The organism is Methylomarinovum caldicuralii (assembly GCF_033126985.1).
Lineage (GTDB): Bacteria > Pseudomonadota > Gammaproteobacteria > Methylococcales > Methylothermaceae > Methylohalobius > Methylohalobius caldicuralii.
Genome location: NZ_AP024714.1, coordinates 984619 through 999897, shown reverse-complemented (window position 1 = coordinate 999897; position 15279 = coordinate 984619). Strand labels below are relative to the sequence as shown.

At 66.5% G+C, this 15279-nt stretch carries 13 protein-coding genes and 1 tRNA gene; 9 read left to right on the top strand and 5 right to left on the bottom strand.

Annotated features, from left to right (window positions below; all coding sequences use genetic code 11):
• The first annotated feature begins 187 nt into the window (after window positions 1–187).
• Genes MCIT9_RS05270 through MCIT9_RS05255 form a run of 4 tightly spaced genes read left to right on the top strand, consistent with a single transcriptional unit; the run spans window position 188 to window position 3386 of the window.
• Window positions 188–973, top strand: a complete 786-nt coding sequence (locus tag MCIT9_RS05270) for a ParA family protein (protein ID WP_317706362.1) — start codon at window positions 188–190, stop codon at window positions 971–973.
• Window positions 970–1947, top strand: coding sequence for an ABC transporter substrate-binding protein (locus MCIT9_RS05265; RefSeq protein WP_317706361.1), 978 nt, complete (start codon window positions 970–972; stop codon window positions 1945–1947). Before MCIT9_RS05270 ends, MCIT9_RS05265 begins: the two co-directional genes overlap by 4 nt.
• 6 nt (window positions 1948–1953) lie before the next feature.
• Window positions 1954–2691 carry an ABC transporter permease gene (locus MCIT9_RS05260; RefSeq protein ID WP_317706360.1) on the top strand — a complete coding sequence of 246 codons (738 nt, stop codon included), beginning with the start codon at window positions 1954–1956 and terminating at the stop codon, window positions 2689–2691.
• Window positions 2688–3386 (top strand): ABC transporter ATP-binding protein, encoded by a 699-nt coding sequence (locus MCIT9_RS05255; RefSeq protein ID WP_317706359.1) that lies wholly within the window; start codon window positions 2688–2690, stop codon window positions 3384–3386. Before MCIT9_RS05260 ends, MCIT9_RS05255 begins: the two co-directional genes overlap by 4 nt.
• 221 nt (window positions 3387–3607) lie before the next feature.
• Here MCIT9_RS05255 and MCIT9_RS05250 read toward each other — a convergent pair whose 3' ends face one another.
• Entirely contained in the window at window positions 3608–4708 is a 1101-nt protein-coding gene (locus MCIT9_RS05250; RefSeq protein WP_317706358.1) for a lysylphosphatidylglycerol synthase transmembrane domain-containing protein, read from the bottom strand.
• A gap of 35 nt (window positions 4709–4743) precedes the next feature.
• Window positions 4744–5766 carry a tRNA preQ1(34) S-adenosylmethionine ribosyltransferase-isomerase QueA gene (gene queA, locus MCIT9_RS05245; RefSeq protein WP_317706357.1) on the bottom strand — a complete coding sequence of 341 codons (1023 nt, stop codon included), beginning with the start codon at window positions 5764–5766 and terminating at the stop codon, window positions 4744–4746.
• 42 nt (window positions 5767–5808) lie between these two features.
• Between queA and MCIT9_RS05240 the strand changes: the two genes are divergently transcribed.
• The 5 genes from MCIT9_RS05240 (at window position 5809) to MCIT9_RS05220 (ending at window position 12098) form a co-directional block, all read left to right on the top strand.
• Window positions 5809–5895: transfer RNA gene (locus tag MCIT9_RS05240), tRNA-Leu, on the top strand.
• 250 nt (window positions 5896–6145) lie between these two features.
• A complete protein-coding gene (locus tag MCIT9_RS05235; protein ID WP_317706356.1) occupies window positions 6146–6568 on the top strand; it encodes a hypothetical protein in 423 nt (140 codons plus the stop codon).
• A gap of 53 nt (window positions 6569–6621) precedes the next feature.
• Window positions 6622–7278, top strand: coding sequence for a DUF2760 domain-containing protein (locus MCIT9_RS05230; RefSeq protein ID WP_317706355.1), 657 nt, complete (start codon window positions 6622–6624; stop codon window positions 7276–7278).
• On the top strand, window positions 7275–9335 hold the full coding sequence (locus MCIT9_RS05225; RefSeq protein ID WP_317706354.1) for an Hsp70 family protein: 2061 nt from the start codon (window positions 7275–7277) through the stop codon (window positions 9333–9335). Before MCIT9_RS05230 ends, MCIT9_RS05225 begins: the two co-directional genes overlap by 4 nt.
• A gap of 3 nt (window positions 9336–9338) precedes the next feature.
• Entirely contained in the window at window positions 9339–12098 is a 2760-nt protein-coding gene (locus tag MCIT9_RS05220) for an Hsp70 family protein (protein ID WP_317706353.1), read from the top strand.
• Here the strand turns inward: MCIT9_RS05220 and MCIT9_RS05215 are convergent.
• From MCIT9_RS05215 to MCIT9_RS05205, 3 genes are read right to left on the bottom strand one after another with little or no spacing between them, the layout of a single operon-like run.
• A complete protein-coding gene (locus MCIT9_RS05215; protein ID WP_317706352.1) occupies window positions 12095–13825 on the bottom strand; it encodes an ABC transporter ATP-binding protein in 1731 nt (576 codons plus the stop codon). The genes MCIT9_RS05220 and MCIT9_RS05215 overlap by 4 nt on opposite strands.
• The gene (gene spt / locus MCIT9_RS05210; protein WP_317706351.1) at window positions 13825–15021 is read right to left on the bottom strand and encodes a serine palmitoyltransferase; all 1197 of its coding nucleotides are present in this window, start codon (window positions 15019–15021) and stop codon (window positions 13825–13827) included. The genes MCIT9_RS05215 and spt overlap by 1 nt, the downstream gene beginning before the upstream one ends.
• Window positions 15021–15266, bottom strand: coding sequence for an acyl carrier protein (locus tag MCIT9_RS05205; protein WP_317706350.1), 246 nt, complete (start codon window positions 15264–15266; stop codon window positions 15021–15023). The genes spt and MCIT9_RS05205 overlap by 1 nt, the downstream gene beginning before the upstream one ends.
• Between the last annotated feature and the right edge of the window lie 13 nt (window positions 15267–15279).

The window sequence follows — 15279 nt, the reverse complement described above, 5'->3', positions numbered from 1 at the left end:
CTCAGAGAAGAAGTCTCTAATCTGCAAGTAATCTGCTGCAAGTCATCGAATCTTAAACCATCATCTTCGTGGGGTATATTCATGCGATTGCCCTGAAAGCGATGCACAGCTGTGCAACACCCCCCCGGCAACAATGCTAGAATGACGAAATTCTCCATTTTGGCTTGACAACTCACAGGCACACTCCATGCGCAGGGGCATCTTCAATCAGAAAGGCGGTGTCGGCAAATCCACCATCACCTGCAACCTGGCGGCCATCAGCGCCGCCGAGGGCAAATCCACCCTGGTGCTGGACCTGGACATCCAGGGCAACACCACCCACTATCTCCTGGGCGGCAAGATCGAGGACCCGGAGGAAACCCTGGCCAAGTTCTTCCGCGACACCCTCAGCATCAACCCCTTCGCCAAGAACCAGAAGGCCTCGGCCCGGGAGCTGATCCAGGACACCCCCTTCCCGAATCTCTACCTCCTCGCCTCCCATCCGGACATGGAGGAGCTGCAGACCCGGCTGGAATCGCGCCACAAGATCTACAAGCTGCGCGAGGCGCTGGAACAGCTCAACGACTTCGACCACATCTACATCGACACCCCGCCGATCCTCAATTTCTACAGCCGCTCGGCCCTGATCGCCGCCGAGCGCTGTCTGATTCCCTTCGACTGCGACGCCTTCTCCCGTGACGCCCTCTACAAGCTGCTGGAGGCCATCGCCGAGATCCGCGCCGACCACAACGAGAGCCTGATCGTCGAGGGCGTGGTGGTCAACCAGTTCCAGAGCCGCGCCCGCCTGCCCCAGCAGCTGGTGGAGGAGCTGAGCGCCGAGGGCCATCCGGTGCTCAAGACCCGCATCTCCCCCTCGGTGAAGGTGCGCGAGTCCCACAGCCAGGCCCGGCCCCTGATCCACTATGCCCCGGATCACAAGCTGACCGAGGAGTTCAGGAACCTGTATCGGGAACTGCACGGCGAGGCGGCATGAAAGCTTTCCTCATCCTGACCGCCCTGCTGGCCTGGCTCGTGCCGCAGGCCCGGGCCGGCAGCCGCGACATCACCGTCGGGGCGCTGGCCTACGGCACCTTCAACTGGGAGCTGACCGTCATCGAGCGGGAAGGGCTGGACCGGCGCCAGGGCTTCCATCTCAAGATCCGCAAACTCGCCAATCCCCAGGCCGGCCGCATCGGCCTTCAGGGCGGCAGCGTGGATCTGATCGTCACCAACTGGCTGTGGGTGGCGCGCCAGCGCAGCGGCGGGCACGATTTCACCGCCGCGCCCTATTCCCTCACCCACGGCGCCCTGATCGTGCCCCCGGACTCTCCCATCCGGGGCATCGCCGATCTGAAGGGCAGGCGCATCGGCGTTGCCGGCAGCCCCCTGTACGAGAACTGGATCCTGCTCAAGACCCTGGCCAAACGTGAATACGGCCTCGATCTGGAACAGGACGCCCGGCCGGTGTTCGGGGCCCCGCCGCTGCTCAATCAGCAATTGCGCCAGGGCCGTCTCGACGCCCTGCTCAACTACTGGCACTACGCCGCCCGCCTGGAAGCGGCGGGTTACCGCCGCCTGCTCGACGGCGGCGAACTGCTGACCCGGTTAGGGGTCACCCCGCCGGTGCCGACCCTCAGCTACGTGTTCCGGCAGCGCTGGGCCGCCGACCGCCGCGATACGGTCACCGCCTTCCTGCGCGCCGCCTACGGAGCCAAGGACGCCATCTGCAGCGACCGGCGGGCCTGGCGCTACGTCGCACCCCTGACCGGCAGCACCGATCCCAAGATCCAGGCTGCTCTGCGGCAACGCTACTGCCAGGGCCGTCTGCGCCACTGGGGGGCGCCGGAACGCAAGGCCGCCGCCCGGCTTTACGCCCTGCTGCACGAAGCCGGCGGTGACGCCCTGACCGGCCCGGCCGCCACCCTGCCCCGCGGCACTTTCTGGGCGGACTTCGTTCTGCCGCGCTAGCGGCCCATGCAGCGCCTGATCGTCCCCCTGTCGCTGCTGTCCCTGGTGCTGCTGTGGCAGGGACTGGCCGTCTGGCTGGCATCGCCCCTGCTGCCGTCGCCGTGGCAGGTGTTCCAGCGCCTGGGCAGTGAAGCCGCTGGCGGCGAACTGCTGCATCACCTGGGCGTGACCCTGGGACGGCTGGGAATCAGCTTCGTGGCGGCGATGCTGCTGGGCTGCACTCTTGGCATCCTCATGGGCCGCCATCCGCTGCTGGACCGCTGGCTCGATCCCTGGCTGACGGTGTTTCTCAACATCCCTGCGCTGGTGACCATCATCCTGTGTTACGTCTGGTTCGGGCTCACCGAGGCGGCGGCCATCCTCGCGGTGGTGGTGAACAAACTGCCCAACGTGGCGGTCACACTGCGGGAGGGCAGCCGCCATCTGGATACCGGCCTGCTGGAAATGGCGCAGGTCTATCGCTTCGGCCGCTGGAAGACCCTGCGCCACGTCATCTGGCCCCAGCTCTACCCTTTCGTGGTCACCGCCGCCCGCACCGGGCTGGCATTGATCTGGAAGATCATCCTGGTGGTGGAACTGCTGGGACGCAGCGACGGCATGGGCTATCAGCTCCACCTGTTCTTCCAGCTGTTCGACGTCACCGGCATCCTGGCCTACACCGTCGCCTTCGTCATCGTCATCCAGCTGCTCGAATGGACCGTCCTCCAACCCCTGGACCGCTTCGCCAACCGCTGGCGCCGATGATCGACATCCACATCGAACGCAAGGCCTTTGCCGCCAGCGGCAGGGCCGCTTCCCACACCGCCATCGCCGGCCTTGAGCTGCATCTGGCGGAACACGAATTCGTCTGCCTGGTGGGGCCGTCCGGCTGCGGCAAGACCACGCTGCTCAACCTGATCGCCGGGCTGGAGCGGGATTTCGAGGGCCACATCCAATTCCACAAAACCAACACCCCGCGCCTGGGTTATGTCTTTCAGGAGCCGCGCCTGCTCCCCTGGCGCACGGTGCGGGAAAACCTGGCGCTGGCGTTGCCGGCGGACGTGGAACCGGCCCTGCTCGACAAACTGCTGGAAATTGCCGGCCTGACCGCCTTTCAGCATACCTACCCCACCCGCCTTTCCCTGGGGATGAGCCGCCGGGTCGCTCTGGTACGGGCGTTCGCAGCCCGGCCGGATCTGTTGCTCATGGACGAACCCTTCGTCTCCCTGGATGCGCCCACCGCCGCCCGCATGCGGCAATTGCTGCAGGATCTGTGGCAACGCCGCCCCCACACGGTGCTGTTCGTCACCCACGATCTACGCGAAGCCCTGGAACTGGGCGACCGCATCGTCTTCCTGTCCCCTCCGCCGGCCCGCGTCATCCGGGAAATGACGCCCCCCCCCCGCCCCCGCGACCGGGACACCCTGGAACGCCTGTACCGCCGGATCCGCGGCGATTGAGGGTTTTCACCCAGATTGCGGCAATTGCCGCAGACAGGCAGCCCCGTTACGGGGTCAAGATCCGTCTAAAAAATCTATGCCATTGAATTTAATATAAAATTCAAAAATGGCACGCCGCCTGCAATATATACCAGTGCATAACCTCTTCAACCTGGTTACCGGTGCCCTGCAGTCTTTCACTCCTCCTCTCAAGACGTGCAACCTCGGGGCACCGGCTTTTTTTACCCCTTTCCAGTTCCGTAAACCCGCTGCAACCAGCGTGACATCACCGGCACGCCGACGAACAGGTACGGGTAATAACTGAGCATCCGCCACAGCAGCGCCAACGGAATCACCAGCCCCGGGGCGACCAGATCGGCGAACATCAGCGCGAAACCCGCCTCCGCCACTCCGGCACTGCCCGGTGTCGGCGACAACACCATGACGATGAACAACGCCGCCTGACGCGCGAAAGCCAGAGCATGCTCACTCCAACCGAAAGGCCCGGCGGCGAAGGCGGCCAGCAGGCAGTTGAGGACCCCGTAGCGGGCCAGCCAGGCCAGGGCGGTGACGCCCCAGATCCGCAGCCACCACCCGGTGGTGCGCCGGCGCAATGCCACCGAAGTGATCAAAAGATCCCGGGCAGTACGCAGCCCCCACCGCCGCCAGCGCTTGAGCCAAGGCACCATGAACAGCCAGCGCAGCGCGCGGTTGACCGACTGGGGCCAGACGAACAGACTCGCCCCCAGCAGGGCCACATAGGCGGCGATGAGCCCGTAGGCGCTCCAAAAGGCGGTCTGCATCCCCACCGTCAACCAGGGATGATGAATCAGCTGCAACGGCCGGAACACCGCCTCGTAACCGGCCATCCAAAGGCCCAGCGGCACCATCAGCAGATAGAAAATCTCGTCGAACAGCACCGTGGTGAAGACGATGGCGGTGCTGCGGCCGATACCGATACGCTCCCGGGTCAGCATGAACACCGCCACCGCTGCCCCGCCCAGAATTGAGGGGGAGACGGCGGCGAAGAAATCCCACAGCAACACGATCTCGACCACCGCCCGCCACGACAGGCGCCGCTCGCTCAGGAGGCGCAGCTGCAGCATGTAGGCGAGATCGCGCAGCAGCACCATCGCCACCGCCAGGATCAGCCACAGGACCGTGCGCTCCTCCGGCCGGGCCAGCGCCTGCAGCGCCCGCCACATCTCATCACCGCTTTGGCGGATGTCCTGATAAAGGAGGAAACCGCTGAACCCCAGACCGATCCCCAGCGGCAGCAGAATCCGGCGCAGGGGGAAGCGGCTGGAAATTCCCCCCTGTCCGGCGGACGTCAAATCAGCCACGGCATATCTCTGGGAAAATTGCGGGCATCATGGCATCAGGGCCTGCGGGTCAGAAACATGGCATCGCCATAACTGAAGAAACGGTAGCGCTGCGCCACCGCATGGCGATAGGCCCGCATGACCGCATCGTAACCGGCAAAGGCGCAGACCAGCATCAACAGGGTCGATTCCGGAAGATGGAAATTGGTCACCAGGGCATCGACACAGCGGAAACGGTAACCCGGGCGAATGAACAGCTCGGTTTCCCCACGGCAGGGGACCAGTTTCCCGCGCCCGGCCGCCGCTTCCAGGCTGCGCACCGCCGTGGTCCCCACCGCGACCACCCGCCCGCCCCGGGCCCGGGTCCATTCCACCGCCGCCACCGTGGCCTGCGGCACCTCGAACACCTCCCGGTGCATGCGGTGCCGCTCCAGATTCTCGACCCGCACCGGCTGGAACGTCCCGGCGCCCACGTGCAGGGTGACGAAGGCGGTTTCGACACCTTTGGCCGCCAGCCGCGCCAACATCGCCTCGTCGAAATGCAGTCCCGCCGTCGGCGCGGCGACCGCTCCCGGACGGCGGGCGTAAACGGTCTGATAGCGCTGCCGGTCCGCTTCCGTGTCGGGACGGTCGATGTAAGGCGGCAGCGGCATGTGGCCGATGCGCCCGAGAATCTCCAACAGCGGCGCCCCCGCGAAACGCAGGCGGAACAGATCCCCCTCGCGCCCCTCCACCCGGCAGCCAAAGCCTTGGTCGAGGTCGATCATCTGCCCCGGCTTGGGCGCCTTGCTCGCCCGGACGTGCGCCAGCGCCAAATCATCTGCCAGTGGGCGTTCGATCAGGATCTCCACCCGGCCGCCGGTTTCCTTGCGGCCGTACAGCCGCGCCGGAATCACCTTGGTATCGTTGAAAACCAGCAGATCCCCCGGCGCAAGCAGATCAACGAGATCGGCGAAACGGCGGTCCCGGATCTCCCCGCTCCCCTCAAGCACCAACAGCCGGCTGGCGCTGCGCTCCGGCAACGGCTCCCGGGCGATCAGGTCTTCGGGCAGGTGGTAATGGAAGTCGGAGGTGCGCATCTTTGCTTCCTTCATTCGAAGCCGTATAATGGCAAAGCATTTGCCGAGGTGGCGAAACTGGTAGACGCGCCAGACTCAAAATCTGGTGGTGGCAACACCGTGGGAGTTCGAGTCTCCCCCTCGGCACCAGCCCACCACTGTAACAAAGAACCTCATCCCGGAACAGAACTGACGCGAACCTTCCAGATTCTGTTCCCCGATCCCTCCCCATCCTGCTCTGCGCAAAGGCAGATCCAGCCTAACCGGCGAAGAGACAGGAAGATCGTGTCATAATAAGCCGCGATCGATTTTATTGAGCCGCTTCCCCGGCCCTGAAGCCTGGCCGGGAGCGTCATACCCATTTCTCCCTCAAGCGTCTTTCGCCAAGGAGGTGTAGCGGATGATACGGTACATGCTGTTCACCCTGATGGCGCAGCTGGCCGCCTGTGCCGGTACGCCCGAGAGCCAACCGCCCACGCAGGCGAAGGCAGAACCGGCGAAGCAATGGAACCCCAGCACGCTTCAGGAGGAAACCAAGCAGACGGCGATGGCCGCCAGCCGCGATTACTTTGGCTGCATTCAGGACGAGCTGATGCATTACCGCTACCGGGGCGGCGACTCCCGCTACGAAACCCAGGCGCTGCTGCGCCGCTGTGAGAAACGCCTGCAGCCGATCCGCACCGCCTTCGACGCCGAGGGTGTCGATCCCCGCATCACCCGCCGCTATCTCAAACGCAAGCGCACCCAGGCGGCGCGTTTCGTGCTGCGCAATCTCATGGCGGTGGAAGCCCAGGCGCGGGCAGCCCGGCAGGCGGGGGAATGATACAATTCCGCCCCAGTGAGGCTCCCCAATCATAACGACAGGCTTGAAGAGGCATGAACATCGACATTTCCCTGCTGCCCCAGACCCTGGACGCGCTCCATCTGATCCTGGGGATCGCATTTATCGTGACACTGTTTCTGTTGGTTCTGGTGCTGACCGTCGCCGTGCTGGTGCTGCTGCGCCGCAGCGCTGCCCCGGCCCAGCCCCAGATGATCGAAAAGGTGGTGGAAAAACCCACGCCCGCTCCAACCCCGCCGCCCGCGGCGGTCCGCGAGGAGAAAAAGGCGGAAAAACCGGCCCCGCCCCCCAAACCGGTCATCCTGCGCGAACCCACCCCGGACGCCGCCCTGCAGCTTCTGGGACTGTTCCAGAGCGAGGCCCGCCTGCTCGATTTCCTCGAAGAAGACATCAGCGCCTATTCCGATGCCGACGTGGGGGCGGCCGCCCGCATCGTCCACGAAGGCTGCCGCAAGGTGCTTCACGAGCACTTCGACATCGAGCCGGTGCGCCCCGAGGAGGAAGGCACCCGCATCACCATTCCCAAGGGCTTCGACCCGGCGGAGATCCGCCTCACCGGCAACATCGTCGGCGAGCCCCCGTTCCAGGGCGTGCTCGTCCACCGCGGCTGGCACGCCGTCAAGGTGAAGCTGCCGCAGCTGTCGGAAGGCCATCGGGTTGACATCCTCGCCCCGGCGGAGGTGGAGCTATGAGCGATCAGAACGACAAACGCTACGCCGTCGGCATCGACTTGGGCACCACCAACAGCGTGGTCGCCTGGACCGACCTGGAAAAGTGCGACCGCGATCTGGCGCCGGTCGAACCCATGGGCATCCCCCAGCTGATCGCCCCGGGGGAGGTGGAGGAACGGCGTCAGCTGCCTTCCTTCCTGTATCTGCCCCATCCGGACGAACTGCGGCCGGAAGACAGGGTGCTGCCCTGGCGCGAGAACGTCGAACACATCGTCGGGGTCCTCGCCCGCGAGCTGGGCAGCAAGACCCCGATCCGCCTGGTTTCAAGCGCCAAGAGCTGGCTGTGCCACGCCGGGGTCAATCCCAAGGAAGCCTTCCTGCCCATCGAGGCTCCGGAGGAAGTCCCGCGGGTATCGCCCTATCAGGCCTCTTTGGAGTACCTCCAGCACATGCGCGACGCCTGGAACCATCTCCATCCGGACGCGCCTCTGGAGGAACAGCATTTGGTCCTCACCGTCCCCGCTTCCTTCGACCCGGCCGCCCGCGAGCTGACTGCCGAAGCCGCCCGCGAGGCGGGCCTGGCGCAGGCGGTACTGCTGGAGGAACCCCAGGCGGCCCTGTACAGCTGGATCCAGCTCAGCGAAGGGCAGTGGCGCGAAAAGGTCCACGTGGGCGACATCATCCTGGTGGTGGACGTGGGCGGCGGCACCACCGACCTGTCGCTCATCGCCGTCACCGAGGAAGACGGCAATCTGCAGCTGGAACGCGTGGCCGTCGGCGACCACATCCTCCTGGGCGGCGACAACATGGACCTGGCCCTGGCCTACGTGGTGAAGATGAAGCTGGAGCAGGAGGGCAAACGCCTCGACCCCTGGCAGATCCATGCCCTGACCCACGGCTGCCGCGAAGCCAAGGAGAAGCTGCTGGCCGATCCCGAGCTGCAGGCGGTGCCGGTGGTGGTGCCCAGCCGTGGTTCCAAACTCATCGGCGGCACCCTGCGCACGGAGCTGACCCGCGAGGAAGTCCAGCGCACCCTGATCGACGGCTTCTTCCCCATCGTTTCCATCGACGAAAAACCGGTCTCGCGCCCGCGCACCGGCCTGACCACCTTGGGGCTGCCCTACGCCCAGGATGCCCGCATCACCGTCCATCTGGCCCACTTCCTCACCCGCCAGGTGGGGGCGGTGGACGAGCTGAAGGACGTCAGCGTCCCTGAAGGCGCCCGCTTCATCCATCCCTCGGCCATCCTGCTCAACGGCGGGGTGTTCAAGGCCGACATTCTCGCCCAGCGGGTGCTGGAGGCGGTCAACCACTGGCTGCAGACCGACGGCGCCCCGGAGGCCCGGCTGCTGGAAGGGGCCGACCTGGACCTGGCGGTGGCCCGCGGCGCGGCCTATTACAGCTACGTGCGCCTGGGCGGCGGGGTCAGGATCCGCGGCGGCACCGCGGCCACCTACTACGTGGGCGTCGAAAGCGCCATGCCGGCGGTTCCCGGCTTCCCGCCGCCGATCCGGCTGCTGTGCGTCGCTCCCTTCGGCATGGAGGAAGGCACCGAAGCCCCCCTGCCCCCCTACGAATTCGGCCTGGTGGTGGGCGAGCCCGTGCGGTTCCGCTTCTTCGCATCCACCGTGCGCCGCGACGACCCGGTCGGCGCCCTGATCGACCAGTGGTCCGAGGACGAAATCCAGGAGCTGGCGGAAATCGAGATCACCCTGCCGCCGGAGAACCGCAAGCCCGGTGAAGTGGTGCCGGTGAACCTGGTTGCCACCTATACCGAAGTCGGCACCTTGCGCCTCGAGGCGGTGGCCAAGGATACCGGCGAACGCTGGAAGATCGAATTCGACGTCCGCGGCCAGGAACTGCCGGCCCAGCCCCAGGCGCCGGAATCGCCGGTGTCGGAGGCGGTGATCGCCGAAGCGGTGGAGGAAACCCCGCCGGCCGAGTCGGAATCCGAGGAAACGGCGGCAGAGACACCGGCGGAAGAAACGCCCGCCGGAGCAGCACCGCCCCGGGAGGAGACCGCCGAGGAACGGGAAGAGCGGGAGCGCAAGGCCGGTTTCTGGCCGTTCAAAAAGTAACCCATGGCCAACCCCCGCTATCTGGTCGGCATCGACCTGGGCACCACCCACACCCTGGTCGCCTACACCGACCTGTCCCGCGGCACCGAGGCGCCGATGGAACGCTTCGCCATTCCCCAGCTCATCGCCCCCGGGGAACTGGCGGAGCGGCCGCTGCTGCCCTCGGTGCGCTATCATCCAGCGGAAGGGGAGCTGAACCCGGAGGAAATCCGCCTGCCCTGGCCGCCGGTGGACATCGGCGACCCGGTGCCGCACCCCGTGATCGGCGAACTGGCCCGCCGCCTGGGGGCCAAATCCCTCGGCCGCCTGGTCACCAGCGCCAAGAGCTGGCTGTGCAACGAGGGGGTCGACCGTCTGGCCGACATCCTGCCCTGGGGATCGCCGCCGGAGGTGCCCAAGGTTTCCCCCCTGACCGCCAGCGCCAGTTACCTGGCCCACGTACGCGGCGCCTGGAACTACCGCTTCCCCGACCACCCGCTGGAGAACCAGGAGGTCGTCATCACCGTGCCGGCCTCCTTCGACGAGGCCGCCCGCACGCTGACCGTGGAGGCAGCCCGCCAGGCCGGTCTTTCCCGCATCCGCCTGCTGGAGGAACCCCAGGCGGTGTGTTACGACTGGCTCCACCGCCACCGCGGCGATCTGTCCCCCATCGCCGACCGCCGCCTGCTGCTGGTGGTGGATCTGGGCGGCGGCACCACCGACCTGACCCTGATCGCCATCGCTCCCGGCGACGGCCAGCCCGAACTGACCCGCATCGGCATCGGCGACCATCTGCTCCTGGGAGGCGACAACATCGACCTGATGCTCGCGCATCTGGCCGAGGAACACCTGCTCGACCAGGGCCACAAACTGTCCCCGGCCGAGTTCGCCCAGCTGGTGGAACAGTGCCGCCTGGCCAAGGAGCGCCTGCTGGCCACAGACAGCCCCGACAGCGCCACGGTCACCGTCCTCGGCGGCGGCCGCAGGCTGATCGGCGCGGCCCGCTCGGTCACTTTCACCCGCGAGGAGGTCCGCCGCATCGTCCTCGACGGCTTCTTCCCCGAAGTCTCGCTCCGGGATCACCCGGAAGGGGTCCGCAGCGGCCTGGTGGAATTCGGCCTGCCCTATGTGGCCGATCCGGCGGTCACCCGCCACATCGCCGCCTTCCTCAGCCACCACCGCCGGGCCGCTGCTCAGGCGTTGGGAGACGAGGCGGCCGAACCGGTCCCTGACGCCATTCTCCTCAACGGCGGGGTGTTCCTGAGCCCGGTCATCACCGAACGCCTGCTGGCGGTGGTTTCCCGCTGGGGACGGACGCCCATCCGCCGGCTCGACAATCCCCATCCGGATTTCGCCGTCGCCGCCGGGGCGGTCGCCTACGGCCTGGCCCGCCGCGGGCTGCAACCCAGGATCGGCGGCGGCTCGCCCCGCAGTTACTTTCTGGTGGTGGAAAGCGAAACCGGTCAGCCCCAGGGAGTATGCCTGCTGCCCCGCGGCGCCGAGGAGGAGCGGGAAATCCTCCTCCAGGACCGCCGGTTCGCGCTGCGCCTGGGCCGTCCGGTACGCTTCCATCTGGTCGCTACCAGCGACGACATCACCCCCGTCCCGGGGGAGGTCCTGCCCTTGGACAGCGAGCGCTTCACCTCCCTGCCCCCGCTGGTGCTGGCGCTGGCCGGGGAAGACCAGGGCGAGATTCAGGTCCGCCTCGCCGCCCGACTCACCGAAGTTGGCACCCTGGAACTGGACTGCGTCGCCGTGGACGATCCGGAAAAGCGCTGGCAGCTGACCTTCGAACTGCGCCGCCAACCCCTCAGCCACAAGCTTCAGGACGCTTCCCATCCCCACCTGGAGGAGGCCTTGGGACTGATCCGCCAGGTCTTCGGCAAGAAATCCCGGGACGTTTCCCCCAGGCTGGTCAAAAGCCTGCGCGCGGAACTGGAAAAGCGTCTGGGACCGCGGCAGCGCTGGGACATGCCCCTGCTGCGGGAGCTGGCCGATGCGCTGGTGGAAGGACGCAGGTTCCGCCGCCGCAGCGCCGAACACGAGCGCGCCTGGCTGGGCCTGACCGGTTTCTGCCTGCGTCCCGGCTTCGGTTATCCCCTGGACGACTGGCGCATCGATCAGCTCTGGCCCCTGTATGCCGCGGGACTCCAGTTCGTCAACGTGATCCAGAACTGGGCCGAGTGGTGGACCTTCTGGCGCCGCCTCGCCGGCGGTCTCCCCGCCCATGCCCAGGAAACCCTCTACGCCGACATTCGCGACTACCTCGATCCGGTCAAATCCCGCAAGGGCAAGCTCGCCACCTTGAGCAAGCAGCGCAGCTACGAAAACATCGTCCGCCTGGCGGCGGTGCTGGAGCACCTGCCCGCAAGCACCAAGACCGAACTGGGCCGCTGGCTGCTCAAACGCCTGCAGAATCCCCGGGAACCGGAACAGACCGCCTGGGCCCTGGGACGGGTGGGAAGCCGGATGCCCTTCTACGGCAGCGCCCACAACTGCGTCCCCCGCGAGGAAGTGGAGGACTGGCTGCGGCAACTGCTGACGATGGATTTCCGGAAACGACCGCTGTTGGGCTTTGCCGCCGCCCTGCTGGCGCGGCGCTGCGGCGACCGCAGCCGCGACGTGGACCCTCAGCTGCGCGAGGCCGTCATCGCCCGGCTCAAACAGGCCAAGGCGCCGGCTTCGTGGATCGCGATGGTGAGCGAGGTGGTGGAGCTGTCGGCGGAGGACGAACAGCGCCTGTTCGGCGAAGCCCTGCCACCGGGACTGAAACTGATCGCCTAACCGAGGACGGCGACCGCCTTGGGGGCCTCCAGCAGACGCGCCTTCCCCTTCTCCAGCTGATAGACGCGGTCGGCGATTTCGACGATGCTGGGCTGGTGGGAAATGGCCAGAATGGTCAGCGCGTACGCCTGTTTCAGATCCTGCAGGGTGCGGCAGATGGCGCGCTGGGTTTCGGGATCGAGGGCGCTGGTGGCCTCGTCGAGAATCAGCAGTCTGGGCCGGTGCGCCAGGGCGCGGGCGATCATGATGCGCTGGCGCTGACCGCCGGACAGCCGCGCGCCGCGCTCGCCCACGACCGTCTGCATCCCCTCCGGCAGACGGCTGACGAACTCCCAGGCGCCCGCCGCCTTCAGGGCCCACTCGGCATCGGCTGCGGTGAGCCCGGGATCACCGAAAGTGACATTGGTGAGAACGGTGTCGTGCAGCAGCAGGTTCTCCTGGGGCACGTAACCGATCAGGCGCCGCCAGGCATGGAGATCGATTTCGACTAGATCGACGCCGTCGATGAGAATCCGCCCGCTTTGGGGACGAAGCAGGCCGGTGACCAGATCCACCACCGTGGTCTTGCCGGCGCCGGAAAAACCGATCAGGGCCGTCAGCTCCCCGGCGGGAATGACCAAAGACAACCCCTGCAGCACCGGGCGGCGCTTGTAGGCGAAATGGACATCCTCCAGCGCGATGCCCCGGGACAAGGTCGGCCGGCGCTCGCCCCCGGTCGGCTCGACCGCGCGCCGTGCCTCCTCGATGGTGCCGAGCAGGGACCAGTAGGCGCTTTCGCAGCTGACCATGTTCTGGTGCATGCGCTGCATCCGGCCCATGGCCGACAGCACCCGGCTGAGCAGGATCAGCAGCACCATCACCTCGGCCGTCGGCATGTGCCACAGCACGTAACCGACGTAGAAACCGCCGCTGACCAGCCCCAGGAATGCCGGGCCCTGCACCGCCTTCAGCGCTTCCTTGCTCAACACTTCCTTCTGCAGCGCTTTGTTGAGGCGCTTGGTTTCGCTGGCGATCACGCGGTCGGCCAGCTCCTCCCGGCCCATGGCCTTGAGCGGCTTGACCGACTGCAGGCAATCGGTCAATTGGCGCAGCAGGGCTTTGAGCACCCGGGTCTGGCGTTTGCCGGCCTTTTTTGCCATGCGCACGAAGAACTGCAGGATGGCCAGGACCACCACCGCCCCGCCCAGATAAGCCAGCGTCGCCGTCCAGGAGACCGTCAGCGCCACCGCCACGTAGGCGAACGCCTGAATGGCGGCGGCCAGCATGTTGGTGCCGTGAAAATACGCCATCGACGCCCGGTTGGGCTCCGTGGACATGGCGTTGGCCAGCGTCCCCAGCGGCAATCCAAGGTAGAAGTTCCACTTGGCCTTGAGCAGGGCGTCGAGCAGCTGCAGGCGCAGATCCGTCGCCACCTGGGCGATGGTGTAACCGACGTACTTCTTGGCCACCAGCACCAATCCGCTGCGCAACACCGTGCCCACCACCAGGACGACGATCAGCACCCCCAGGGTCAGGGGCAGACCCACCCATTGCAATGCCTTAAGGAGATAGGCCGCTTTGCCGTCGGCCTCCATTTCCAGCGCACCGCCGCTTTCCACCACCGAACTCAGCATCGGCAGCAGCGCAGTCATGCTCACGCCTTCCACCAGACCGGCCAGCACCAGAGCGACCAGCACGATCAGGCTCTGGTGGGGATAGGCGCGCAGGAAGCGGAGCAGCAGGCGCATCAGGCGGTCAGGCCGTGGGCGGCGAACACTTGGGCGAAGGTGTCGAGCAGGCGGTCGATCTGCGCCGGCGTGTGGGCGGCGCTCATGCTGCAGCGCAGCAGGCAGCGGTGGTCGGGGGTGGCCGGCGGCATCACCAGGTTGACGTACACGCCGCGTTCGAGCAGCGCCTTCCACAGCGCCAGCGAATCGCCCCGGTCCTCGCTCAGAATCACCGGCACCACCGGGCTGAGCTGCGGGCCCAGGGTGCAGCCCAGCGCCTTGAGGCCGTCGTAGAAACGCTCGGCGTTGTCCCACAGACGCCGGCGCAGTTCCCGGCCGTCCCGCAGCAGGTGCAGGGCGACCCGGGTGGAAGCGATCTGGGCCGGTGAGGAGGAAGCGGTGAAGATGTAGGGCCGGGCGGCGTAACGCAGGGTGTCGAGGGCCTGGTGGGGGCTGACGCAGTAGCCGCCGATGGCACCCAGGCTCTTGCTGAAGGTGCCGACGATGAAGTCCGTCCGTTCGATCACCCCTTCCGCCTCCACCAGTCCCCGGCCCTGCTCGCCCAGCACCCCGAGGGAATGGGCCTCGTCCACCATGAGGAAGGCGCCGTAGCGGTCCTTGACCTCGACGATCTCCCGCAGGGGGGCGCGGTCACCGAACATGCTGTAGATCCCTTCCACCACCACCAGGGCGCGCCGGGCGCGGTCCTTGAGCCGGCGCAGGCGCTTGTCCAGATCGGCGACATCGTTGTGGCGGAAGCGGATCACCTCGGCGGCGCTCATCTTGCAGCCGTCGTAGATGCTGGCGTGACAGTCGGCGTCGATCAGAATGACGTCGTCCGCCCCCGGCAGGGTGGAGAGCAGCGCCAGATTGGCCAAGTAACCGGCGGAAAACACCACGCCGTAGGGAAGCCCGTAAAATTCGGCGAACTCCCGCTCCAGCGCCTGGTGATCGGCGTAGTTGCCGTTGGCCATGCGCGAACCGGTGGTGCCGCAGCCTTCCTCGCGGAGCGCCCGGACCGCCGCTTCGATGCACTCGGGATGGAAGGTCAGCCCCAGATAATTGTTGGTGCCGGCCAGGATCACCCGGTGACCGTTGACGATCGCCTCGGTGGGCGAAAGGATCTTCTCCACCACCACGTTGAAGGGGTCGGCGCCGAGGGCCTTGAGCTGGTTGCGGGTCTCCTGGAGCGGCCTGAACTTGTCGAGGAGATTCATCAATCCTGCAGCTGCTGGTGGATCTTGCGGGCCAGATCGCCGACGGTGCGCACGTCCGGGAGCACATTCAGGGGAATCGAGACGTCGAAATGGTCCTCGACTTCCTGGAGCAGGTTCATCACCTTCATGGAATCGAGGCCGAGGCTTCCCACCAGTTCGGTGTCCTCGTCGATCTCCGTCGCCTGGGGGACCAGAGTGCGGAGAGTCTGCAGCAGTTCTTCGAGTACTTGTTGATAGGTCTTCATGGCATGTCGGTCG

Excerpts from the sequence above, each read along its gene's own strand:
- MCIT9_RS05265 (WP_317706361.1), top strand. The coding sequence starts at position 970 with ATGAAAGCTTTCCTCATCCTGACCGCCCTGCTGGCCTGGCTCGTGCCG.
- MCIT9_RS05225 (WP_317706354.1), top strand. The coding sequence starts at position 7,275 with ATGAGCGATCAGAACGACAAACGCTACGCCGTCGGCATCGACTTGGGC.
- queA (WP_317706357.1), bottom strand. The coding sequence starts at position 5,766 with ATGCGCACCTCCGACTTCCATTACCACCTGCCCGAAGACCTGATCGCC.
- MCIT9_RS05260 (WP_317706360.1), top strand. The coding sequence starts at position 1,954 with ATGCAGCGCCTGATCGTCCCCCTGTCGCTGCTGTCCCTGGTGCTGCTG.
- MCIT9_RS05220 (WP_317706353.1), top strand. The coding sequence starts at position 9,339 with ATGGCCAACCCCCGCTATCTGGTCGGCATCGACCTGGGCACCACCCAC.
- MCIT9_RS05270 (WP_317706362.1), top strand. The coding sequence starts at position 188 with ATGCGCAGGGGCATCTTCAATCAGAAAGGCGGTGTCGGCAAATCCACC.
- MCIT9_RS05215 (WP_317706352.1), bottom strand. The coding sequence starts at position 13,825 with ATGCGCCTGCTGCTCCGCTTCCTGCGCGCCTATCCCCACCAGAGCCTG.
- MCIT9_RS05205 (WP_317706350.1), bottom strand. The coding sequence starts at position 15,266 with ATGAAGACCTATCAACAAGTACTCGAAGAACTGCTGCAGACTCTCCGC.
- MCIT9_RS05230 (WP_317706355.1), top strand. The coding sequence starts at position 6,622 with ATGAACATCGACATTTCCCTGCTGCCCCAGACCCTGGACGCGCTCCAT.
- spt (WP_317706351.1), bottom strand. The coding sequence starts at position 15,021 with ATGAATCTCCTCGACAAGTTCAGGCCGCTCCAGGAGACCCGCAACCAG.
- MCIT9_RS05255 (WP_317706359.1), top strand. The coding sequence starts at position 2,688 with ATGATCGACATCCACATCGAACGCAAGGCCTTTGCCGCCAGCGGCAGG.
- MCIT9_RS05235 (WP_317706356.1), top strand. The coding sequence starts at position 6,146 with ATGATACGGTACATGCTGTTCACCCTGATGGCGCAGCTGGCCGCCTGT.